This is a genomic window from Prosthecobacter gellanilyticus (assembly GCF_007992435.1).
In the GTDB taxonomy this organism is placed as follows: Bacteria; Verrucomicrobiota; Verrucomicrobiia; order Verrucomicrobiales; family Verrucomicrobiaceae; genus Prosthecobacter; species Prosthecobacter gellanilyticus.
In genome coordinates this window covers 173,181-194,993 of sequence record NZ_BKAG01000010.1, presented here as the reverse complement: position 1 = coordinate 194,993, position 21,813 = coordinate 173,181, and the positions used below count along the sequence as shown (strand labels likewise).

The following is a 21,813-nucleotide window of genomic DNA, read 5'->3' as shown; positions in this document are numbered from 1 at the left end:
ATGTCATTGTCACCGGAGCCGCCTGTGTAGTCCGCCTGGAAGTAGTAAATGACACCATTGAAGGCCATGGCCACAACACCACCATCAGGCAGGTCATTGAAGTTGCCGATGATGCCTGCGGGCGAGGCTCCCTGGATGTTGATGAAGGTGTAACTTTGGTTAGGCGTGGGCACGAATCCCAGGTCTGTGTCGAAGTTCAGCCCGGTCGCCGTGAAGCTGCCATTCGGCGGAATGGTGATGAGGGCCGGTGTGCCCGCCCAGGTGCCGCCGGTGAAGGTGGTGCCACTGCCAGTCAGCGTGATATCAAAGGGGTTTTCATCCGCATCGTTGCTCGCGATGTGCATCACTGCCGTGCGCGTGCCGCTCTGCAGCGGCTTGAAGGTCACCACGAAATCTGTCTGGCCCGTGGTAGCGGCCACAGGGGAGACAGGAGCAGTGGTCACAGTGAAGTCTCCCGGGGTGCTGCCATCAAATGTGATGCCGGTGACATTGAGCGGGCCCGTGCCGGTGTTTTTGATGCGGAAAGTCCGCGTCACTGCCACACCGACCTCCGAGGTGCCAAAGGCGATGCTTGCCGCATTGTCGTTCAGGTTTGAACCGATGGGTTGTTCAACGACGATTTCGGGGGAAGCTGCAGCTCCATTGACAGTAATGTCGTCAAATTGATGGTATGGGCTGACCTGGGTCCACTCGACTCTCACAACATTCGAAAATCCCGTGAAATTGAAAGTTTGAGCTCCAAAAGCGATACCATCCAAGGTGAATGTCTGGCTGATAGTGCTGCTATCGGCACGGGTGCCGGTGAACGTGACATTCACTGCACCGCCGCCATTGAGCTCTGCAAGTTTGATTGAAGTTAAGTTAAAATTTCCGCCTCCAACCTTAGAGAGACGTGTAACCCCATTGATTGAGTTGTTTAGCAATGCGGTCGAACCGCTATAATTGGGAGATGTGGTGCCAAAACTGTAAAAGCCGTAGTCTGTCGCCAAAGTGTCCAGAACATAGCCATCTTCCTGGTACTGAAAACCGTGGTTTGTGACATCATTATCATTGTGGGTAAGAGATTGGAAATCGATTACCGTAGAGGCGGAATCCGATGAATTACTGAATCTGACCGTCAAGGTCTGACTTGCAGCGTTGCAAGTGCTTGAAGCGACCCCTCCCCAATTTTGATTTCCAATCATTGGGCGAACGATATAGCTTGTTGGACCTGCACACTGGCAAATGATCTGACTGTTGCCGGAAGTCACATTTATTTCCATTCCAGCGCCACACCCACCAACATTCCAGGTTTCAGTTCCGGTGTAGAAGCTAAAGCTGACTGAATTCTTCAGGGAAATCACAAGCTGTTGGACTCGGATAATGTCCGTCACAGTTCTCCCGATTGGGTCGTTTGAGCCGCTAATTGTGATAGTGTCGTAGTCGGGAGGGTTTAAAGAAGATATAAAGTTGGCCCAAGCGATACCCTGGGGAGTGGAAGGGGTAGAACTAATTCCTTGCGTGAAAAACTGCGAGTATGTTGCTGTTGCTCCTACTGCGGAGATCCCGCTTAAAAGGAGGTAACATAAAGAAAGAAAACAACAGCGGCAGAAACGCTGGACAAGGCGGTGGGAGAAATGGTCGAACATTAGAGAGGTGACAAGAAAGGCTGGGTGGAGAAGCCTTCGGGTCACCTGGGTCTACAGATCCGCTTGTAAGCTGTTTCAGAAATATCTCACAAATTTGTAACAATCTTGGTGATGAGTCGCCTAACTAAGGATTGGCCAAATGCCATTCAGTTGGTTTGGCTCGATCAACATCGGCAATCCACCACATACCCCCCCGTTGCTCGCGTGATCTCCGCTGTGATATCTGCACGCGCTTTGGCAAACGGCGGACGGAACCAAGGGAAACCTCCCACGAGGTCCGGCGTCACCAGGACCTGCCCATCCGTTCCCGGACATGCGCCGATGCCGATCGTGCTGCGATTTACGCACCGTGTGATCTCCGCAGCCACATCCGCTACCACGCTCTCCAAAACCCCTGGCCACGGCGCCAGCTTCATCGAGGTTCATGCAAAACGGGGCGGTGATGCTTCACGGCAAACACCGCCGCCAGATGGACTCTTTGTCCACGTTAAACCCAAGGGACCCATCCACAGCCTGCCATGCGGCGTGCAGATCGGTCAACTGCGGCAGGACTAACCAATTTGAGCTGAGCCAAAGTAAGGACGCAGAGGTTCGGGGATGGCGATGGTGCCGTCCGCCTGCTGGTAGGTCTCCACCAGCGCCACAAACAGACGGGCCAGGGCGGTGCCGGAGCCGTTCAGAGTGTGGCAGAAGCGGTTCTTGCCGTCCTCGTCCTTGTAGCGCAGGGCCATGCGGCGCGCCTGATAGTCGCCGAAGTTCGAGCAGCTCGAGACCTCGAGATAGCTGCCCTGGCCGGGGGCCCAGACTTCGATGTCATAGGTCTTCGCCGAACCAAAACCAATGTCACCGGTGCACAGCTCGATCACGCGGTAGTGCAAGCCCAGGATCTGCAGCACCTTCTCGGCATTGGCGGTGAGCTTTTCCAGCTCGTCCATGCTCGTCTCCGGCGTGGTGATCTTCACCAGCTCCACTTTGTCAAACTGGTGCATGCGGATCAGGCCGCGGGTGCCCAGACCGGCGCTGCCTGCCTCACGGCGGAAGCAGGGGGTGTAACCCACATACTGAATCGGCAGCTGCTCCAGCTTCACGATCTCCTCGCGATGCAGGTTCGTGACCGGCACCTCGGCCGTGGGGATGAGGTAAAGATCGTCTGTGGGGCTGTGGTAGACCTGGTCGCCAAACTTCGGCAGCTGGCCCGTGCCCACGAGACACTCAGGCCTAACTAAATGAGGAACGTTGACCTCCGTGTAGCCATGCTGGGTGCTGTGCAGGTCCAACAAAAAGTTGATCAAGGAGCGCTCGAGGCGTGCTCCCGCGCCACGATAGACGGCAAAGGCGCTGCCGGTGATCTTCGTGCCCGCCTCGAAGTCGAGGATGCCCAGGGATTGGCCTAACGCGGTATGATCCTTCGGCTGGAAGTCATACTTCGGCGCCTCGCCCCACACGCGGACTTCAGGGTTTTCCTCGGCGCTATGGCCCACCGGGCAGGCCTCATGCGGCAGGTTCGGGATGCCCAGCATGATGTCACGCTGGCGGGTGTCCGCTTCATCGGCCTCGCGACCGATCTCCTCGATGCGGGCATTGATGCCACGCACCTCAGCCTCGATGGCGCTCGTGTCCTGGCCGTTCTTCTTGCCCATGCCGATCTCCTTGCTCAGGCGATTCCGGTCGCCCTGCAGCTTCTGCCGCTCCGTCTCCGCACTGCGACGGGCCGTGTCGATGGAGAGCACCTCATCCACCAGGGCAGAGTGGTCGCCGCCACGGTTGGCAAGGCGGGCTTTGACCGAATCAGGATTCTCACGGAGCAGGCGGATATCGAGCATAAGAAAATAGGGGATGAGAGGGCGCGGAGGCTAAACGGTGATGGCTTTCTGGCAAGGAAGTGCTGAACAATCCTGAAGCTTTCCGCCGCAAAACCCTGATTCTGAACAGTACTGAGCCCGGGAAGGGGATTCAGAACCCGATTTTCCCCACCTACTGTGTCGGGAATGTTGCGGCAAAGTTATTCACAAAGTTTAACTAATGTGAATAAATGGCTTGTCGGCTGCTTCTGTTTTTGACAACCTCTCTAATATCCGTGGGCTCTTCACAAAAATCAGAACGTGGAACGGCAGACTTGGCACGCTATCAGCGCCAAGCAAGGGAGGGCCACCTCAACCCACGGCTCAACGCTTTGCCACGTTCAGCAATCCAACCCTAATACCATGGACCGAGACGACCATACCTCCACCACTGCTCCTACGATCATTAATCCCCTTGAGCTCGGTTCCTCGTCTGCCTCCTTCCGCGCCCCCTCCGCCGCTCCTCGAAAGCGAAAGTCCGCGACTAGCCATCGCCAATCGCCGACCCCGGTCGGCACCAAGACCTTTATCTTAGATACCAATGTCCTGCTCCATGACCCGGGCTGCATCAATAAGTTCGCCGAGCACCACGTCTGCATCCCGGTGGATGTCCTGAGCGAGCTGGACCGCTTCAAAAATGAGATGACCGAGCGCGGGGCAAATGCCCGCGAGGTGCATCGCGCGCTGATGAAGATCTTTTCTGCTCCGGACGCCTCCGTCATGGACGGGGTGAAGACAGATGGCGGCGGTGTTTTAAAGCTCGTGACTTACGATCCGGAGGCTGCCCGCCAGATTGCGAGTGTGCGGGAGTTTGAGCGCATCTTCCCTGGTGTGGACAAGACGGACCACCGCATCATCGCCTGCGTGCTTCAGCAGCGGGAGATGGTGCAGCCTCCTGTCATCCTTGTCAGCAAGGACCTCAACATGCAGCTCAAGGCCCGCGCCGTGGGCATCGAGTGCGAGGACTACCTCAATGACAAGGTGGAGCCTCGGGAAGTCTCGAACTTCGAGATCGCCCGTGTCGAGGTCAGTGGTCATGAACTGCAGCGCTTCGCCAGCAGCGGTCGTCTGACCGTGCCCGCGAACCGTCTCGGAGACATCGTGGCGAATGACTATGTGCTGCTCGTTGCTGGGGAAAAAACCTCCATGCCTGCCAAGATGAGCGCCCAAGGCGAACTCGTCCGCCTCTTGCACACACCTGAGTCCATCAAAGTCGGACAGGGCAGGGCGGTGAAGCCCATGAACCTGGGCCAGACCTGCCTGCTGGACGCGTTGATGGATCCGGAGATCAGCCTCGTCACCTGCTATGGTCAGGCTGGCACGGGCAAGACCTTGCTCGCTGTGGCAGCTGGGCTTTCCCAGGTCTTCGGTCGCACCTACCATGGTCTGACGGTCAGCCGTCCCATCGTGGCCATGGGCCAGACCGTCGGTTTCCTGCCGGGCTCGCTTCAGGAGAAGATGCGCCCCTGGCTGCAACCTGTCTATGATGCGCTCGATCTGCTCATGCGTCCGGTGGACAACCAGCAGGGCCCGCAGCGGAAGAAGAACAAATTTCTCCCGGACGCGCCCTCGAGCAACGAAGTCGCCGCTCCCTATGATCCGTTGATCCAGCAGGGCGTGATCGAAATCGAAGCACTCTGCTACATCCGTGGCCGCTCGATTCCCGATCGCTTCTTCATCCTGGACGAAGCCCAGCAGCTCACCCCGCTGGAGGCCAAGACCATCGTCACGCGCATGTCCCGCGGCTCCAAGCTCGTCCTGGTCGGCGACCCCGCCCAGATCGACAATCCGTATGTGGACAGCCGTAGCAACGGTCTGGTCTACACCCGTCAGCGCATGCGCGGCCAGCCCTTCGCAGCCCACGTGCCGCTGAGCAAAGGCGAGCGCAGCCCGCTGGCGGAAGCTGCAGCCCGCTTGCTGTAATCGCCCGGAGTTTAACCACATATCACACAGAGAGCACAGATGCCTTGATTCAGGGCTCTGTGCTCTCTTTCTTTGGCAACGATGAAGACCTTTGGCTCTGCCACGACCTTCCATGTCTCTGATCTGGAGACCGCCATGAAGTATTACACCGAGGTTCTCGGCTTCACTGAGCGCTTCCGCTTCGGCGACTACGGCGGAGTCCAGCACGGCGAGGTGCAGATTCATCTCTCCGGCCCCAAAGCGACGAACAAAAAGATCGTCGGCCAGGGAAGCATCTACCTCTTCTGTGATGACGTGGACAGCTACCATGCCGAGGTCACTTCCAAAGGCGCCAAGGTCCAGGCCCCGCCACGTGACTACGAATACGGCATGCGCGACTTCGTGATCGAAGACCCAGATGGAAATCAAATCGCCGCAGGACAGGAGATCCAGAAGTGACCTCGTGTAGGATCGTTAGCGCCAACGTGCGCGGCCCATACCAGCCTGGGGCGTCAAGCCCCAGGCAAAATGCGACATCGGGCCCATCTGGCCGAGGGCTGAAAGCCCGACCTATGCATGAAAAGCCTTGTCCTTCGGGAAGGCGCCTCTTCATTATGATTGATCGGTTTCCAGATTCCTGGCACCTTCGGCGTGTTCCTTGCCATGAAATCATTCGCTGCCATCTGCGGACTGCTCCTCATCGGCTTGATGAATGTTTTCGGCGCCGAGGTGGTACGCTTGGAGTGGAAAACCAAGCACGGTGCACCCCCACCAATCTTGGACCAGCGGGCGGCGGCACTGTTGCCGGCGTTCCGGCTCGGGCTGGCGACACTGAATGAGGCGGCGGTGGTGCAGCTCTCCCTGTCTCAATCCGCTCTGCTGGGCCTCTCAGAGGCGCAGAGTGCGGTGCTGCGTCCTTTGGTGACTGAGCGCTACCGCCTCATCGCGGAGTCGCCCGCGTTCTTACAGGCCACATCATTGCTGGCGGACTGCTATCAAGAAGCCAAGGCCGTGCGTGGCACTGCCAGTCTGTATGTGCCGGACAAGGTCGTCGAAGCCTCGCCTGTCATCGTCTTTCTGCATGGCTATGGCGGCAGCTTCTTGTGGTATCAACATTGGTTGGCGGAAGGGTTTCCGGACTCGATCATCCTCTGTCCGGCCTATGGCATCAGTCCGGCCACGATCCCTGGCGAGTATGTCAGAGAGGCGGTCGCGGCAGCCTCGAAGCACCTGGGCTTCTCACTTCAGCCCGCGAGCTTGATCGGCCTCTCCGCAGGTGGCTTCGGGGCGTGCCGGTTGTATGCGGCGGATCCGCGAGGCTTCTCCAGGCTGATCTGCATGGCCGGGTTCCCCCCTGAGGAAACCATCGGGAGGTTCAAGAGGGACAACCCGGTTTACTTCATCGCAGGAGCTTCGGAGTTCTTCGTCCTATCTGGACAATTGGGACGAGAGGTGCGGAGCATTCAGCGGAATGTTCCTTCGGCCGAGATGCAGGCCGTGCCGGATGGGGATCACTTTTTCATGCTCACGCATCCAGAGGCGACAAGGAAGATTTTGAAAAGATGGCTAGGGACGGTTCCGAAGATCTTGCGCTAGAAGCCGCTACGGGAAAGGGCTGGCGGGACTTGGGAGTTGATTTTTGAAGAAGGTTAGGCCAGCATGCAGCATGGCTTTCATCTCCTTGAGCCAGTTTGTGCAGACGGCGCCTGAGCTGATGGCACGGGCGGCGTTGCGGCATGTGGAGTTTGCTCCGGGGAGACGTGGAGAGATGCTGATGAGCAAGGTGCTGGGTGCATTGCAGCAGATCGCACCCGAGTTTGACGCAGTGGATCGCTCACAGGATCATCGGGCGCTGGCACAGCTCGGCACCGAACTGGCACGGAGGCTGGACCAGAAGTTTCTGCTCACAGCGCTGGCGCATCAATTCACGCGACCGGTCGACCGGACCGCCCAATCGTTCTCTTCGCTGATGAATGAGTATCTGCGCGGGCATCGCTCCCCGATGGCAGCCTTTCAGGCAATGCTCGACGAGCATCCGGCCATGAACCGGGCGGTCACCACGGAGATCCGTCAATTCGTGAGAAACATGCGGCAACTGGCGCGCCGGGTGAAAGCGGACATCGACCTGATCAACCGCGACTTCGCCGCTTTGCGCCCACCAGGCATGGGCCGCGCGACCGGGCTGCTCGGAGTGCGTGTGACAAGCAGTGACCCGCACCATGGCGGCAACCGCGTCTGCATCCTGACTTTCGACAATGGTCTGCGGGTCGTCTACAAACCGCGCGATGTGCGCATTGATGCATCGTTGGTTGGGCATCGTGGCACAGCGCCGGATCAGCCAGCTCTGGCACGCGATGCGGGCCGCAGCCTGCTGGAGGTGGCAAACTCACTGCTCTATGCGAATGACGCGCAGGCCGTGCTCATGCCTGCCTTGCAGTTCCTGCCACGTCAAGATGCCGGAGCTGTGGGGGAACAAGGCCGCTACGGCTATGTGCAGTGCCTGAGCATGGGCCGGGAATCTGATCACGTGCTGGACGTGACTCAGGCCAGGCACCTCCATCGTCAACTCGGCCAGCTCACCGCTCTTATGCTGCTTGCCGGTGTGCGTGACCTGCATCAGACGAATGCCATGATCAGCGGCGGCCAGCCCTGCATGACGGACGTGGAGATGGCCTTTGATCCTGATCTGCTGGATGCCGTAGGGCAGGAGTTTCAGGAAGGAAGCAAAGTTTGTTCAGCGCGTGGCATGGCTCCGCAGGCCATTCTGCGTTCCCAGCTCGACCGGCTGTGGAGCTGCGGCACGGAGTATGTGCGGCAGGACACACTCTTTGCGGTGGAGAACGACCGGCTGGTGAAGCCGCATGGAAACCGCCTGCATGTATTGGAAGGTGTGGTCGAGAACCTTGTGCTGGTGCAAGGCGTCGGGTCAAATCGCCATCTCAATCCAGAGCGCGGCCAGAAGCCTCCGCCGAACGTGCATGGTCGCTATGCAGATCAGGTGGAGCATGGCTTTCGTGAAATGATCCTGGCGGTGGCTGCGAATCTCCCACGGGTCCGTGCCTGCATCGAAAACATGGCCGGTCTGCATGTGCGCTATCATCCGGTGGCCACGGGAGAGCAGCTGCGCATTCTCCAACGAGTGAACCTGGAGACCCTGCACGCGCATCCATGGATGGCGGACACGGATCATCAGATCAGCGTGAGCTGCCGGGCAAACATCGCCGTCAAGCGCCATCAGGTGAGCCAGCGCCCGCCGCATTTGCAGGTGCCGATCGAGGTCACGGAGCAGGCCATGATCGAGGACCTTCAGCGTGGAGACGTGCCTTACTTCACCCGTCAGCTCGGGGATGATGCCGTGTATCATAATGGCACCACACCCATCGTGGTGAGGCCTATGGCAGTTGATGCCGTGGAGGAGTTCAGCTTCTTCGCCTGTGACCCCGTGCAGCAGGCAGTCAGCAATCTGCAACTGCTCGAAGATCCCGGAAATCTCGATCATGTGTGCGAGGTCTTCGCCGGAGCGTATCGGGATTATGTCGCCGGTCTTCCGGTGCCGGTGATGTCTGAGGCCGAGATGCGCGCCTATGCGCAAAAGATCGGCCCGCGCATGGCCAGGCAACTAGGGGCTCCCACGACCTGCTCACGAACACCGAGGCGCGGAAGCAGATCCACCAGGGCTGGATCGCCTGCCTTGGCTAACCAAATTTGAGTAGATGCCTCAAGGGGCGATCACAGGCTTCGGCGACTTCACGCGGCCCAAGGGGCGCACGCCGGGAGCTTCCGCGCCTTTGAGGCCGAGGTCGTCCTTCATGGTTTCGGCAAGAGCCGCAAGCTCGGTCACCTTGTCCGCCATGGCGGTGGAGAGGTTGTCGGCCTCACCGGGATCAGAATCGAGATCGTAGAGTTCCTTGCTGGCGAGGTGAAGCTTCCAGGGGCCGGTGCGGACGGCCTCCAGTGTGAAGCCACGGTAGTAGAAGAAGGTTTCACGCGCCTGGAAGGCCAGACGATCACCCAGGAGCAGCGGGGAGAGATCAATGCCATCGATCTTGCGATCCGAGGGGACCTTGCCACCGGCGATAGCCGCGAAGGTGGGCAGCCAGTCCATATGGCTGGTGATGACGTTGGTGGTGCTGGCTCCAGCGATTTTGCCGGGCCACCAGGCGATGGTGCAGACTCGCATGCCACCTTCCATCGTGCTGCCTTTGCCACCGCGCAGCGGTGTGTTGTCCGCGCCCTGCTGCAGCGGACCGCCATTGTCGCTGGTGAAGATGACGAGCGTCTCGGAGTCCAGCTTCAGCTCGCGCAGAGCATCCAGGATCTTGCCAATGCTCCAGTCCACTTCCATGACCCAGTCTTTCTGCAGGCTGACGCCGGACTTGCCCATGAATTCCTTCTGCGGGTAGTGCGGGAAGTGCACGGCATTGTGCGGCAGGTAAAGGAAGAAGGGCTTGTCCTGATGCTCGCGAATGTAACTGACGGCACGCTCGGTATAGCGGCGGGTCATCTCATGCTGCTCGGCGGCCTTCACACGCTCAGGCGGCTTCGTTCCATCAATCATCGGCAGCGGCGGCTGGTGGTCGCCACGCAGCCCTACCTCATCACCGTCCTCAGCTTTCGCATTGGCATTCGCCGCTTTCTTGGGAGCCTTTTTGTTTTCAGGCGCTGCTGGGATGGGCTTGTCCGGATTGCTCTTGGACCCATCACTGCGCGGCCCCATGTCATTCGAATACGGAATGCCAAAATAGCTGTCGAAGCCCTGCGCTGTGGGGAGGAACTCAGGCTGGTCACCGAGATGCCATTTGCCAATGCAGGCCGTGGCATAGCCTTCAGGCTTCAGCACTTCGGCGATCGTGATCTCATTCGGATTCAAGCCCACCGCAGCCGCTGGAAAGAGCACGCCGCCGATGGGCAGCACACGCTTCGGATAACAGCCCGTCATCATGGCTGCACGCGAGGGCGAGCACACGGGCGCGGCGTAGTGGCTGGTGAGCTTCATGCCTTCCTGGGCCATGCGATCAAGGTTCGGCGTGGGCACCTTGCCACCAAAAGGGCTGATGTCCGCGTAACCGAGATCATCGATGTTGATGAGGATGATGTTAGGATTCCCGGATGCTTTCGAGTCAGCGAAAGCGAGGGCGGCGAGGATGAGCAGAGCTGGAAGGAAACGCATGGTGGGTTGAGGCGATGAACGTGTTGAAGCGGATGGTCTTTCCTCAGGATCGCTGACGGACGGTTTCGTAGAGCGTGATGGCCACAGCCGTGGAGAGATTCAGGCTGCGCGTTCCCTGCATGGGAATGTGCAGTGTCTGGCCCAGTGCCATGATGGAGGCAGGGATGCCGCGTGTCTCTGGACCATAGACGAGATAAACATCCTCATCACTGCGGAGATCTGCCTGCCAGTAAGTGGTGGTGCCTTGCACCTCGACAAACTTGAAGACAGCGGAATTTCCGGCGGATTGATGAAGCTGCTCCCAGCTCTCCCACACGTGCACATCCACCTCATGCCAGTAGTCGAGGCCGGAGCGCTTGAGGTATTTGTCCTCCAGGCTGAAGCCCAGCGGCTTGATGAGATGCAGGCACGCGCCTGTGGCCAGGCAGAGCCTGCCGACCGCGCCTGTGTTGTGCGGGATCTCCGGTTGATAAAGGACGATGTGGATCATCCCCGGATCAATCAATAGCGCTTGCCAGGAGTGGACCCGATCTCGCCGCGGAAAAGATGCACGCCGTCAAACTTTTCGTTCGGCCTGAAGAGCCAGCCCGGAGATGCATTCTTCACTTCATAGCGCTGCAACATGAATTCCGGCAGGACCATGTTGCTGTTCGGATCATAGACCTTGCGGCCGGAGAAGTAACCCCAGAGACGGTATTCGGTGTTGTGATCAGAGCCATAGGATCCGCCATCGCCAGAAGGCATCTCTGGAAGACGGTCAGGCTGGCGCGTGAAGCGCTCGTTCATGACCACGAGACGGGATTTGTCCCAGCTTTCTCCTGGACGGCGCACATAACCCCAGAAGTGCAGCTTATCGATATGGAAGCGGCGGCCGACATAGTAGTTACCTGGAGGCTCGCTGGCGATGGACAGCCGACGATACTCGATCTGCTGCAGAGACGCAGGATCGGTTGGACCTCCGCTGCCAGTCTGACAGGAGGTGAGCACAAGTGAAGCCAGGGCAAGGAGAGCGAGGGGAAGATGGCGGAGAATGCGTGACATGATGTGAAACGAGTCTGGAAAGCTGCGCCAGCCGTGCAAATGGAAAGCCTGCTCTTCCCATGACCAAATCTGACGTCCTGACCGCCATCCTCGCCCGCCTCGAGATCGAGCTGGAAGCCCTTTTGAAGGGTGCCAAAGCCTCGTTTGCCGCGGCCACAGACCCAGACAGCAAGGCCGAGAACAAGTATGATACCCGCACCCTGGAGGCCTCTTATGTGGCCCGTGGCCAGGCACAGCGGGTGACGGAGCTTCAGGAGGCGCTGCATGCTTTCAGTGCTTTTCAGGCGGCTGGCAGCGCTGTCACAGGAGCGGTGCGGCTCGGCTCGCTCGTCGGTTTGGAGTTGGGTGGAAGTGTGGATCACTACTTCATCGGCCCCGCCGAAGGTGGCGTGGAGATCACGGTGGAGGGAACGGAAGTCATGGTCATAACGCCTGCCTCTCCCCTTTGTACACGACTCATGGGAAAGGTCGCAGGAGAGAAAATGCAGTTACCGTCCGGCCAGGCAGCCTTGGTGAAGAGTGTGGCCTGATCTGAGCATACCACATCTTGACCAGTAGCCTCGACGGTCTTGACCTCCTGGCTCCATCACTCATTTGCGCCTTGGCAGGCTGACGGAAGTTTGCCAGCATCCGCGTATTCTGCTTCCCCATGATCCTGCGCGCGCAAAACCTGACCAAGAAATTTCCCGGTGTCACTGCTCTGAGTGATGTCTCGTTCGACCTCGCCGAAGGTGAGATTCATGCGCTCTGCGGCGAAAACGGGGCAGGTAAGAGCACGCTGATCAAGCTGCTCTCGGGCATTCATCCGCATGGCTCGTATGAGGGACGCTTTGAAGTGCAGGGCGAGGAAGCTCGCTTTGCCGGCATTGGCGACTCGGCGCGCGCGGGCATCGCCGTGATCTATCAGGAGCTGGCGCTGGTGAATGAGATGTCCGTGGCTGAGAACATTTTCCTGGGCTTCGAGCCTCGCCGCTGGGGCGGGCTCGTTGACTGGCCGCGCATGTTCCGTGAGGCAAAGGCTCTCCTGGACCGTTTCCAGGTGGACCTGGATCCAGCCGCCATGGTGAAGGACCTAGGCGTGGGGCAGAAGCAGCTCGTGGAGATCGTGAAGGCGCTGGGGAAGAACTCGCGCATTCTCATCCTTGATGAACCCACCGCAGCGCTGGCCGAGCATGAGGTGCAGGTGCTGCTGGAGATCCTTCGCGACCTTCGTCGTCGCGGCATTGCCTGTGTCTACATCTCCCACAAGCTGGAAGAGGTCTTTGCGATCTCGGACCGCATCACCGTGCTGCGGGATGGCAGGTCCATCACGACGATGAAGGCTTCCGAGACCTCCCGCGCCGAGGTGATTGCAAAGATGGTTGGGCGTGAGCTGGGAGATCTCTTCCCCCGCCGCGCTTCGAAGCCCGGCGAGGTGCTGGTTTCCGTGGAAAAGCTCACCGTGAAGGATGCTGCGGGCCACGAGCGGCTGCACGATGTGAGCTTTGAGCTCCGTGCTGGCGAGGTGCTGGGCATCGGCGGTCTCATGGGTGCTGGACGCACAGAGCTGCTCATGCATCTGTATGGTGCCTGGGGCCAGCGCAGTGCTGGTGTGGTGAGGCTTGCTGGCAGTGAGATGAAGCCTGGAGATCCCGCCAAGGCCCTGCGTGATGGCTTGGCACTGGTCAGTGAAGATCGTCGACGCTATGGCCTGGTTCTGGAAGAGGGCATCAGCTTCAATCTCAGCCTTTCCAGCCTCAATGAAATCACGCGTGGAGGTCTGGTGAACCGTAGTCTGGAAGCCAAGCGCAACCGCAGCATGTTTGATCAGCTTCGCGTGAAAGCCACGGGCCTCGAGGCCGTGGTGGGCAGGCTTTCCGGTGGCAATCAGCAGAAAGTGGTGATCGGCAAGGCCCTGCTCACAGGACCGCAGGTCGTGATGCTGGATGAGCCCACACGTGGTATCGATGTGGGCGCGAAGATCGAGATCTATGAACTGATCAATCAACTCACCGCCGAGGGCAAGGCGGTGATCCTAGTTTCCAGCGAGCTTCCGGAACTCATCGGCATGAGTGATCGCATTCTCATGCTGAATGAAGGCCGCATCGGGGGCGAGTTCACCCGGGCGGAGGCCACCCAGGAAAAGCTCATGCAGGCAGCGATGGCGCATGCTTGAGGTCTCATAGGCACACACAAAAAGCGCCCGAGGCCTGCAGGCGCTTCTGAGAATGAGTGGATGGGAGTTACGCCTTCTGCTTCAGCAGGTCACGGATCTCTGTGAGCAGGACCACGTCAGCTGTGGGAGCTGGAGGTGGAGCGGCGGCCTCTTCTCTCTTCATCATGGACATGAGCTTGTTCGCCGGCTTGATGATGACGAAGAAGATCACCGCGGCGGTGATCAGGAAGCCGATGATGGCGCCGATGACCGCACCAATGTCGAGCTGAAGGAAGGGTACCACTTTGGTGACCTCCGTTTCCACGCCAGCGACACTCTTCTCCATCACCTTGATGGTCTTCTCACCCAGCTTGATTTTGAGATCAGGGTTCGCACCGCCGCCGAACATGCCGATGAGAGGCTCGACGATGCCTTTGGTGAAAGCGGTGACGATGCTGCCGAAGGCGGCGCCGATGATGACACCGGTGGAAAGGTCAATGACATTGCCCTTCAGGATGAACTTTTTGAATTCGTTGAGCATGGTTGGAGCGGGAGTGAAGGATTAAGAGTGCGGGGGGAATTGCACACGAATGGCTCGCTCAATGCCAGCCATTTCTCGGCCAAGATGGGAGGGATTTGTCTCGACCTTCATCCGGCGCATGACGTCCAGGGGATGTCTGTCCAAAGTGACACGCAGGGTCTGGGAGCCACTGTCATGGACTTCCGTTTCCTCAAGGCGTGGCGTGTTTTTAAACACGGCCTGGGAGGGGCGGTAAAAGGCTGCCTTGCCGATGTTGTCATCAATGAGGTTCGAGTCTGCGTGCCCGGTGAGGTGGCTCACACCGGCATAGCATCCCAGTTCCACGGCTCGCGCCGAGGCGCAGCGGTTGACTCTCTCCACGCCGAGAATGGTCTCCGTGGCGCTGGGGCAAAGAATGAGGTCCACCTCCGAGTCACGCAAACGCGCGGAGAGTTCGGGGATCTCGATGTCCAGACAGATAATCACGGCGATTCGGAAGCCAGCGAATGTCCACAGATGGAGTGTCTCGCCCGGAGTGAAGGCCTTTTCCCAAGGGGTGAGGTGGAGCTTGTCCTGATGAAGCTGCCGGCCATCGGCAAAAATGATGGCCCGGTTGGTGATGCTGCCATTCTCCAGAAGCTTGGGCGCTGTGCCGAGAACGACACATTTCCCGGGCCGCTCCAAACGGGGGCGCATGGCAGGCAACCAAGTTTGCTCAAAGGCCGTGGCGATGTGATGCAGGGTTTTATCATCACCACTTGTATAGAAAGGCTCCAAACCCATCCAGGTGAACTCAGGCAGCAGCACCACATCTGCGCCGGCATCCCAGGATTGCTCGACCTTCCTTACCACGGCCTCAGCATAGGCTTGCGCATCCCCGGCCTTCAGCCCGGGATCGAAGGTGACAAGATCGAGACAAAGGGTTGGCGGGGTGTCGCGCATAGGAATCAGGCAAGGGTCTTCAACCAGAACGTCAGGGTCTTGGGGGATTCACTCGATTCATGAATCTCCTTCCAAACAAAGGTGGCCTGGAGTTCGGGATGCTTTTCATAGCCCTGGGCCTGCCAGAACGCATCCAGCGGACGGTGGCCTTCAGGACGTGAAGGGTGATCGGACGGACGATCAACCGCGCAGAAGGCCGTGATGGTGCAGCCCAGTTGGCGGGCATGCTCCTCTCGATATTGGAAGAAGGCCTTGCCGATGCCCTGGCCTCGATAGGCAGGAAGAAGAACCGATTCTCCCAGGTAGCAGACCTTCGAGACATCCATTCCGGCTTTCTCAAAGCTGGCGGCAAATGCGGCGTCACCCTCGTTCATGCGAACGCAGGTGGTTGCACCTACTGCGTTCTCGCCATCCTTCACCAACACGATGAGACTGGTCGGGGCCTCGGCATAGGTGGAGAGGTAGTGCCTTTCTTCGTCCAGCGTTCCCTCATACAGATAAGGATACTCACGAAAGACACGGAGCCGCAGGTTTCCGACTGCTTCAATCCATGGGTAGATCTCCCGGCTGCTGAGATGAAGAAAGTGGAATTGTTGCATGATTGGTTCGGCAAAAACTTTGGACAGTAGGGTTGTCTGGAAAGCACTTGCCATGGAGGGCGTCACGAAAAAAACCGAAGTTTCCGTGAAATAAGATGAGCGCGGTCAAGGCTCCAGCCGCGTATTTCTGGAACGCATGGCGGGGTAGGCTCACGCAACTCTTTAAGGGTTCGAATGAACACCATATCCGCCGTTCCTAGCTTAGCGCACCCGAGTGCCTGCGACTTGGCTCCTGGTGTTTTAGCTGAGATTACGCAGGTCACTAAACCTCTGTGAAAAACAAGACTTGCTTTTAATACTGGATTTTTGTCTATTATTTGTTAAGAGATGCCTAGAAGTTCATCCTCGTTCATTCCACGTATGCGTTTGAGCTTCTGATCATCCCCCCAAACCCAAACACCAAAACAACACCGTGAAACACAAAGTCTATATCTTCGACGACCACCCGGTCGTGATCGAAGGTCTCAAAAAAGCGCTCGAAGGGCTGGATGAATTCCAGCTCGTTGGGCATTCTGGCAATGAGCCGGCAGCCCTTGAGGAAATCGCCAAGCTCAAGCCGGACGTCGCTGTCATCGAGATCTCTGCGAAAGATCGCAGCGGAGTCGATGTCATCAAGAAAGTCAAAGACGCACATCCTCCCATCCAGGTCCTCGTCTTCTCCGGTCATGATGAGAACATCATGGCTGAGCGCTGCCTGCGTGGTGGCGCCATGGGTTACCTCATGAAGACTGAGCCCCTGAGCCGCGTCATTCTCGCCATCCGCCAGGTGCAAGGTGGTGGTTTCTTCTTCAGTTCCAACCTTCTGGCCAGCATCGTGGCTGGTGGTAGTCTCCGCGGTGGCAGTGCCTCTCGTGGTGAGCCCGGCCGCCTGCTCAGTGACCGCCAGCTCGAGATCTTCGAGATGGTCGGCCGTGGAATGGACTCCCACAGCATCGCTTCCAAGCTCGAACTCAGCTCGAAGACGGTGGACGCTCACAAGGCGAACATCCGTCAGAAGCTCGGCCTCGACTCCGCGCGCGAACTCCTCATGGAGGCCGTTCGCTGGGTTGAGAAATAAGAGCTTCTCACGCATTCGAAACAATCAGAGCCGTTCAGTTCCGGGGGGAGCTGAACGGTTTTTTGTTTTTCACAGCAATGTAGGGAAGCCTTGGGATTGGATGTGAGAAGAGTGACTCATTTTGGATTCCATCCTTAGAGCGCGTTTATGCCCAGAGAGTGAAAGAGTCGAGTGGCTAAGCCACTGATAGCAGGGAGGTGGCGCACTTTAATCAAGCAGCCCGAAGCAAGCTCGCATGAATGACACGGCCATCTATGAAACACGCTTTTCGCTCGAATGTATTTGTCCATTTAGGATAAAGCAGGGGGCATGAGGTGCGTTTGGTGGTGATGCTCCCCAACCAGCGCCTTGTTTCCCTGGATGCTTTCCGCGGCTTCGTCATGCTTCTCATGGCCTCATCTGGCTTTGGCCTAGCCCAGATGGCTGCGGTTCATCCCGAGTCGTGGGGATGGCAGCAGATCAAGTTTCAAGTCTCCCACGTTCCATGGCAGGGCTGTTCCTTGTGGGATCTCATTCAGCCCAGCTTCATGTTCATGGTAGGCGTGGCTGTGCCGCTCTCCGTGCGTCGGCGTCGTCAGGAGGGGCAGGGGTTCTTCAGCATGAGCTGGCATGCCTTGATCAGGTCGGTGATCCTGGTCCTCCTCGCCGTGCTGCTGTCCACACGAGGCTCGGACACGCAGACGAACTGGATCTTTCCCAATGTGCTGGCCCAGATCGGTCTGGGCTATTTCTTCCTGGTTCTGCTGACTCGCATGGGCTGGGAATACTGCGTGGCGGCGATCATCCTCATCCTCTGTGGTGATTGGTTCTGGTTCTTCCAGCATCCGCTGCCCACACCTGAGATGATCACGTCCCTGGAATCCATGAAGCCACCGGCGGAAGGCTTCATGCAGGGTGCCTTCGGTCATTGGAACATTCACACCAATGCCGCGGCTGAGTTCGATCGCTGGTTTTTGAATGCCTATTTCCCGCGCGCCGAGCCCTTCACCTATAACAGCGGCGGCTATCAAACCATGAACTTCATTCCCGCTCTGGCCACCATGCTCGGCGGCGCGGTCACAGGAGACTTCCTTCTTGGCAGCCCGCGCTCAAACGGGCACAAGGCAGCGCGCTTGCTCATCATAGGCATTGCCTGCCTGCTCGTTGGTAGCATCTTAGGCTTTGTGATATGTCCGGTTGTAAAGCGGATCTGGACACCGTCTTGGGCCATCTTCAGCGGCGGCTGGGTGCTGGTGATGCTCTCCTTCTTCTACTGGCTCGTTGAGGTGGCGGGGCAGCGCCGCCTGGTGTTCCCGCTCGTCGTTGTCGGCATGAACAGCATCTTCATCTATGTGATGCACAGCCTCTGCGCGGGCTGGATCAGCCAGCAATTGGCGAAGCATGGCATGGCCGCATTGTTTGCCACCACCTGGGGACCGGTCATTGAGAAGTGCAGCGTGCTGTTTGTGCTCTGGCTGCTGTGCCTCTGGCTCTATCGTCAGCGGGCCTTCCTGAGGCTCTGAACGGAATGTCATCCAGGCTGACGCTGCGTTTGCAAAGCTGGTTAGCTCAATGCATCAGCCTGGAGGATCGAAGTCAATCAGGCGAGTTCCTCGGTATCGTAGACGATCACCTTCTCAAAGAGCGGCTTGCACTTGTCCACGAAGCGCTTGTGATCCGGGCAGTCGCCTTGGTAAAACACGTGCTCGGCCATGGTCTTGAAGGTCAGGCTCAGGCTGTAGTCGAAGCTGTGATCGGTGACCGGACGGGCCTCGGTGGCGGCAGGTTTGCCCACGGCGCCGCTGGCCAGGTAGCTGATCTTCGGCAGCAGTTTGAGCTCGCTTTCAAAGGTTGCGCGCTGTTCGGCGGTGACCTCTTTCTTCAACCAAAAGTAGACGTTGTGGATCATAGAGGGCGCGATGATGGCGATGTCACGGGAAGATGCAAACGCGTCCGCAAGAGATCGTAAGCGGAGGGCGTAGTTTCTCGCACGTGTCTTCCCCCATTCACACCAACTGCGCCGGCATGGCGCGTCGAGACTTCCTCCAGACAGGCTTCAGTGCCATCGGCGGACTCGGCATGACCCAGCTCATGAGCCTGCGCGCTCAGGCGGCGAAGGCACGTGGACTGGCCAGCGCGGACCAGGTGAACTGCATCCTGGTCTGGCTGGATGGCGGACCCTCCCACTACGAGACTTTTGATCCGAAACCCACGGCACCGCAGGACATTCGCGGTGAGTTCAAATCCATCCCTACCTGTGTGCCGGGCGTGCATTTCTGTGAGACGATGCCGCTGCTCGCGAAGAGCTTCGACAAGTTCACAGTCGTCCGTTCCATCTGCCACAAGGATCCCAACCATGGCGGTGGTAATCATTACATGATGACCGGCGCGCCGACACCGGTGCCGGTGGGCTGCGGAGCCTTCGTGAGCTTCCACCCCTCGTTCGGCTCCATGGTGTCGCACTCGCGTGGTGTACGCGGTGGTCTGCCGGGTTATATGAGCTTGCCCAGCGTGTCGCGCTCCGGTGGCCCGAACTTCCTCGGTGCTCAGCATGCACCGTTTGTGATCGGTGGGAATCCGGAGAGCACCTCCTTCCGCGTGCGTGATGTCGCCATTCCCCAGGACATCAGCGAGGGCCGGGCGATGCATCGCAATCAACTGCGCGAGTCCTTGGACACGCTGAAGCGCATCAACGACAAAGCCGCTGATGATCCCACGGTAGGTTTTGATCAGTTCTACGGACAAGCACTGGACCTTGTGACCTCGCCCACCGCGCAGGCGGCCTTTGATCTGAGCAAGGAGCCTGACGCCACGCGCAAGCTCTACGGCGCGCATGACTTCGGTCAGCGTCTGTTGCTGGCACGCCGCCTCGCCGAGGTCGGTGTCTCCTTCAGCGTCGTCTACTGGGGCGGCTGGGATGACCATCGCGGTCTGTTCAAGTCCTTCAAAGACGGTCGTGCGGCGAAGCTGGACCAGGGCATCAATGGCCTGATCACAGATCTCAGTCAGCGCGGCATGCTGGACAATACCCTCGTCATCTGTCTCGGTGAGTTTGGCCGCACGCCGAAGGTGAACAAGGACGCGGGTCGTGATCACTGGCCTGGCGCGATGAACGTGCTCATGGCAGGTGCGGGCATTCCTGGCGGTCAGGTCGTCGGTGCCACGGACCCCAAGGGTTACTACGCCGCCGAAAACATCTACTCACCCGAGGACTTCGCCGTCTCGCTTTACACGAAGCTGGGCATCGATCCGCATCAAGTGCTGCACACAAGCACAGGCCGTCCCGTGCAGCTCGTGAACGGTGGCAAGCCTATCAAAGAGTTGTTCGCGTGAGTTGGAGAGCCATCATCGCCCTCTGCCTCGGCGGCTCTCTGCTGCATGCGGAGAAGCCAAAGCTCGAAGCTTTGTTTCCTGCAGGTGGACAGGCCGGCTCCAGTTTCCTCATGACCGCGACAGGTCGCGTGGAAGCTGATGCACGTCTCTGGACCTCCGCGCCAGGGGTCCATCTCGTGCCTACGGGCAAGAAGCGCGAATGGCAGGTCACCCTCGAGGCGAATGCCCCGCGAGGGCTTCACCTCATCCACAGCGCGAATGCCGAGGGCGCTTCAGAACCGCGCTGGTTCAGCATCGGTGGTCTGCCTGAAACAGCTGAGGCCGAGCCTAACGATGAGGTTGCCAAGCCGCAGGTGATTGAGAAGCTGCCTCTGTGCATCAACGGCCGTCTCGACAAAGGTGGCGATATCGATGGTTATGCCGTGAAGCTTGAAGCTGGCCAGACTTTGGTGACCGCAGTCGAGGCCTATGCGCTGGGCTCCGGTGTGGACATGCTCGCCCACGTTTTGGATGAGCAGGGCGTGAGGCTTCACACCGCCAGTGATTCACGCAACCTCGATCCGGTGCTCAGTTTCAAAGCCCCCAAGGCAGGTCGCTACATCGTGCAGGTTGCCGGCTTCGCGCATCCACCGGTGGCGGATGTGCGCTTCACAGGCAGCGCCTCGGTTGTTTATCGTCTGAACCTCAGCGCCAGCGCTGTCGTGACGCAGGTGTTCCCTCAGGCCGTGACGCTGAGCGGCAAGTCCGAGGTGGAACTCATCGGTTATAACTTGGACCCCAAAAAGACAAAACACAGCTTTGAGCCCAAGGACATCCGTCGTGAGGGAGATCTGGCTCTGGTGACGCCGGTGGGTGCCATTTTGCCTATCCAAGTGTTTGTCAGTGAGAAAACCGCCACGGTCGAGAAGGAGCCTAACAACACGAAGGAGCAAGCAACCCCGATCCAGGCGGGTGCTGCCGTCGGTGGCCGCATCGCTGACAAGGCGGATGTGGATCGTTTTGCAATCACGATGAAAAAGGGCGACAAGCTCCAGGCCCGTGTCTGGGCGAAGCGCCTCGGCATCGCGTTCGATGCCCTTTTGAAGATCGAAGGTCCTGATGGCAAGCTCATCACCAGCTCCGATGACGAGAGCGAGCAGCGTCCCGATCCCCAGGCCGTGTGGACCGCTGCTGCAGATGGTGTGCATGTCATCGCCGTCGAGGATCTGTTTCATCGCGGTGGTGATGATAAGAGTTACGTGCTCGCTGTGACTACCCCTGTGTCCGAGGTGGACGTGTCATTGCCCGATGCCAAGCCCCTCCTGATCGAGGCAGGTAAAACCGTTAGCGTCAAAGCCATCGTGAAGCCCGCCAAAGGCTCCAAGGATGCCTACATTCTCCGCGTTTCCAACCTGCCCGCCGGTGTCTCTGCAGATGCCGTCGAGGTCCCTGAGAAGGGCGGGGAAGTGGAGCTCAAACTCCAAGCGGCCACGAACGCCCCGCCGGCTAACCAACCTCTCCGCATTGAACTCTGGACCAAGGCCGCGCCGTTCACCAGCAAGCCTGCCAAGGGCGCTCTGCGCGGTGAAAGCCAACGCGGCACGTCATTGCTAGATGAAAGCGACGAGGTGTGGCTGACCGTGAAGTGAGGTCGGCAACATCCAGATTGCAGCCTTAGCACTTCGCGA

20 protein-coding genes are annotated in these 21,813 nt (G+C 58.8%); 10 read left to right on the top strand and 10 right to left on the bottom strand.

The annotated features are described in order from the left end of the window. The 3 genes from BGE01nite_RS28935 to serS form a co-directional block, all read right to left on the bottom strand. Window positions 1-701 (bottom strand): choice-of-anchor D domain-containing protein (locus BGE01nite_RS28935; RefSeq protein WP_170266691.1); only part of this gene is annotated, 701 nt, incomplete at its 3' end. Window positions 702-1,792: 1,091 nt separating this feature from the next. Beyond that, the gene (locus BGE01nite_RS29880) at window positions 1,793-2,044 is read right to left on the bottom strand and encodes a 3-methyl-2-oxobutanoate hydroxymethyltransferase (protein WP_146850178.1); all 252 of its coding nucleotides are present in this window, start codon (window positions 2,042-2,044) and stop codon (window positions 1,793-1,795) included. A 135-nt stretch (window positions 2,045-2,179) separates the two neighbouring features. Then, entirely contained in the window at window positions 2,180-3,451 is a 1,272-nt protein-coding gene (serS, locus tag BGE01nite_RS09340) for a serine--tRNA ligase (RefSeq protein ID WP_146850177.1), read from the bottom strand. Between the two features lie 381 nt (window positions 3,452-3,832). Here serS and BGE01nite_RS09335 point away from each other — a divergent pair, with 381 nt between their 5' ends. The 4 genes from BGE01nite_RS09335 (at window position 3,833) to BGE01nite_RS09320 (ending at window position 9,080) form a co-directional block, all read left to right on the top strand. Then, a complete protein-coding gene (locus BGE01nite_RS09335) occupies window positions 3,833-5,392 on the top strand; it encodes a PhoH family protein (RefSeq protein WP_146850176.1) in 1,560 nt (519 codons plus the stop codon). Between the two features lie 81 nt (window positions 5,393-5,473). Beyond that, window positions 5,474-5,830, top strand: a complete 357-nt coding sequence (locus tag BGE01nite_RS09330; RefSeq protein ID WP_146850175.1) for a VOC family protein — start codon at window positions 5,474-5,476, stop codon at window positions 5,828-5,830. A 204-nt stretch (window positions 5,831-6,034) separates the two neighbouring features. Further along, entirely contained in the window at window positions 6,035-6,967 is a 933-nt protein-coding gene (locus BGE01nite_RS09325; protein ID WP_146850174.1) for an alpha/beta fold hydrolase, read from the top strand. 70 nt (window positions 6,968-7,037) lie between these two features. Continuing rightward, window positions 7,038-9,080, top strand: a complete 2,043-nt coding sequence (locus BGE01nite_RS09320) for a DUF4135 domain-containing protein (protein WP_146850173.1) — start codon at window positions 7,038-7,040, stop codon at window positions 9,078-9,080. Between the two features lie 9 nt (window positions 9,081-9,089). Here BGE01nite_RS09320 and BGE01nite_RS09315 read toward each other — a convergent pair whose 3' ends face one another. From BGE01nite_RS09315 to BGE01nite_RS09305, 3 genes are read right to left on the bottom strand one after another with little or no spacing between them, the layout of a single operon-like run. Continuing rightward, window positions 9,090-10,541, bottom strand: coding sequence for a sulfatase family protein (locus BGE01nite_RS09315; RefSeq protein WP_146850172.1), 1,452 nt, complete (start codon window positions 10,539-10,541; stop codon window positions 9,090-9,092). Window positions 10,542-10,584: 43 nt separating this feature from the next. Further along, entirely contained in the window at window positions 10,585-11,031 is a 447-nt protein-coding gene (locus BGE01nite_RS09310) for a tRNA (cytidine(34)-2'-O)-methyltransferase (RefSeq protein ID WP_146850171.1), read from the bottom strand. An 11-nt stretch (window positions 11,032-11,042) separates the two neighbouring features. After that, entirely contained in the window at window positions 11,043-11,582 is a 540-nt protein-coding gene (locus BGE01nite_RS09305) for a hypothetical protein (protein ID WP_146850170.1), read from the bottom strand. A 59-nt stretch (window positions 11,583-11,641) separates the two neighbouring features. On the opposite strand from BGE01nite_RS09305, the gene BGE01nite_RS09300 reads away from it, so the two are divergent. After that, on the top strand, window positions 11,642-12,112 hold the full coding sequence (locus BGE01nite_RS09300) for a transcription elongation factor GreAB (protein ID WP_146850169.1): 471 nt from the start codon (window positions 11,642-11,644) through the stop codon (window positions 12,110-12,112). 119 nt (window positions 12,113-12,231) lie between these two features. Then, complete coding sequence (locus BGE01nite_RS09295; protein WP_146850168.1) at window positions 12,232-13,737, top strand: sugar ABC transporter ATP-binding protein; 1,506 nt, start codon at window positions 12,232-12,234, stop codon at window positions 13,735-13,737. Between the two features lie 67 nt (window positions 13,738-13,804). Here the strand turns inward: BGE01nite_RS09295 and mscL are convergent, their stop codons facing one another. Genes mscL through BGE01nite_RS09280 form a run of 3 tightly spaced genes read right to left on the bottom strand, consistent with a single transcriptional unit; the run spans window position 13,805 to window position 15,843 of the window. Further along, entirely contained in the window at window positions 13,805-14,257 is a 453-nt protein-coding gene (gene mscL, locus BGE01nite_RS09290; protein ID WP_146850167.1) for a large conductance mechanosensitive channel protein MscL, read from the bottom strand. Between the two features lie 21 nt (window positions 14,258-14,278). Further along, window positions 14,279-15,178, bottom strand: coding sequence for a nitrilase-related carbon-nitrogen hydrolase (locus tag BGE01nite_RS09285; RefSeq protein WP_146850166.1), 900 nt, complete (start codon window positions 15,176-15,178; stop codon window positions 14,279-14,281). 5 nt (window positions 15,179-15,183) lie between these two features. Next, complete coding sequence (locus tag BGE01nite_RS09280; protein ID WP_246145692.1) at window positions 15,184-15,843, bottom strand: GNAT family N-acetyltransferase; 660 nt, start codon at window positions 15,841-15,843, stop codon at window positions 15,184-15,186. A gap of 346 nt (window positions 15,844-16,189) precedes the next feature. Between BGE01nite_RS09280 and BGE01nite_RS09275 the strand changes: the two genes are divergently transcribed. After that, window positions 16,190-16,834, top strand: a complete 645-nt coding sequence (locus tag BGE01nite_RS09275; protein ID WP_146850165.1) for a response regulator — start codon at window positions 16,190-16,192, stop codon at window positions 16,832-16,834. A 329-nt stretch (window positions 16,835-17,163) separates the two neighbouring features. Next, the gene (locus BGE01nite_RS09270) at window positions 17,164-18,336 is read left to right on the top strand and encodes an acyltransferase family protein (RefSeq protein ID WP_146850164.1); all 1,173 of its coding nucleotides are present in this window, start codon (window positions 17,164-17,166) and stop codon (window positions 18,334-18,336) included. Window positions 18,337-18,413: 77 nt separating this feature from the next. On the opposite strand, the gene BGE01nite_RS09265 is transcribed toward BGE01nite_RS09270, so the two are convergent. Then, window positions 18,414-18,722, bottom strand: a complete 309-nt coding sequence (locus BGE01nite_RS09265; protein WP_146850163.1) for a Dabb family protein — start codon at window positions 18,720-18,722, stop codon at window positions 18,414-18,416. Window positions 18,723-18,838: 116 nt separating this feature from the next. Here BGE01nite_RS09265 and BGE01nite_RS09260 point away from each other — a divergent pair, with 116 nt between their 5' ends. Continuing rightward, window positions 18,839-20,146: a DUF1501 domain-containing protein gene (locus tag BGE01nite_RS09260; RefSeq protein WP_343203735.1), complete on the top strand. Its 1,308-nt coding sequence runs from the start codon at window positions 18,839-18,841 to the stop codon at window positions 20,144-20,146. Then, the gene (locus tag BGE01nite_RS09255) at window positions 20,143-21,774 is read left to right on the top strand and encodes a PPC domain-containing protein (RefSeq protein ID WP_146850161.1); all 1,632 of its coding nucleotides are present in this window, start codon (window positions 20,143-20,145) and stop codon (window positions 21,772-21,774) included. The genes BGE01nite_RS09260 and BGE01nite_RS09255 overlap by 4 nt, the downstream gene beginning before the upstream one ends. Window positions 21,775-21,813 lie beyond the last annotated feature (39 nt).

What these genes read in the sequence shown, in the direction of transcription:
- BGE01nite_RS09320 (WP_146850173.1), top strand. Translation starts at nt 7,038, where the DNA reads ATGGCTTTCATCTCCTTGAGCCAGTTTGTGCAGACGGCGCCTGAGCTG.
- BGE01nite_RS09325 (WP_146850174.1), top strand. Translation starts at nt 6,035, where the DNA reads ATGAAATCATTCGCTGCCATCTGCGGACTGCTCCTCATCGGCTTGATG.
- BGE01nite_RS09330 (WP_146850175.1), top strand. Translation starts at nt 5,474, where the DNA reads ATGAAGACCTTTGGCTCTGCCACGACCTTCCATGTCTCTGATCTGGAG.
- BGE01nite_RS09300 (WP_146850169.1), top strand. Translation starts at nt 11,642, where the DNA reads ATGACCAAATCTGACGTCCTGACCGCCATCCTCGCCCGCCTCGAGATC.
- BGE01nite_RS09285 (WP_146850166.1), bottom strand. Translation starts at nt 15,178, where the DNA reads ATGCGCGACACCCCGCCAACCCTTTGTCTCGATCTTGTCACCTTCGAT.
- BGE01nite_RS09310 (WP_146850171.1), bottom strand. Translation starts at nt 11,031, where the DNA reads ATGATCCACATCGTCCTTTATCAACCGGAGATCCCGCACAACACAGGC.
- serS (WP_146850177.1), bottom strand. Translation starts at nt 3,451, where the DNA reads ATGCTCGATATCCGCCTGCTCCGTGAGAATCCTGATTCGGTCAAAGCC.
- mscL (WP_146850167.1), bottom strand. Translation starts at nt 14,257, where the DNA reads ATGCTCAACGAATTCAAAAAGTTCATCCTGAAGGGCAATGTCATTGAC.
- BGE01nite_RS29880 (WP_146850178.1), bottom strand. Translation starts at nt 2,044, where the DNA reads ATGAAGCTGGCGCCGTGGCCAGGGGTTTTGGAGAGCGTGGTAGCGGAT.
- BGE01nite_RS09265 (WP_146850163.1), bottom strand. Translation starts at nt 18,722, where the DNA reads ATGATCCACAACGTCTACTTTTGGTTGAAGAAAGAGGTCACCGCCGAA.
- BGE01nite_RS09335 (WP_146850176.1), top strand. Translation starts at nt 3,833, where the DNA reads ATGGACCGAGACGACCATACCTCCACCACTGCTCCTACGATCATTAAT.
- BGE01nite_RS09315 (WP_146850172.1), bottom strand. Translation starts at nt 10,541, where the DNA reads ATGCGTTTCCTTCCAGCTCTGCTCATCCTCGCCGCCCTCGCTTTCGCT.
- BGE01nite_RS09260 (WP_343203735.1), top strand. Translation starts at nt 18,839, where the DNA reads ATGGCGCGTCGAGACTTCCTCCAGACAGGCTTCAGTGCCATCGGCGGA.
- BGE01nite_RS09270 (WP_146850164.1), top strand. Translation starts at nt 17,164, where the DNA reads ATGCTCCCCAACCAGCGCCTTGTTTCCCTGGATGCTTTCCGCGGCTTC.
- BGE01nite_RS09295 (WP_146850168.1), top strand. Translation starts at nt 12,232, where the DNA reads ATGATCCTGCGCGCGCAAAACCTGACCAAGAAATTTCCCGGTGTCACT.
- BGE01nite_RS09305 (WP_146850170.1), bottom strand. Translation starts at nt 11,582, where the DNA reads ATGTCACGCATTCTCCGCCATCTTCCCCTCGCTCTCCTTGCCCTGGCT.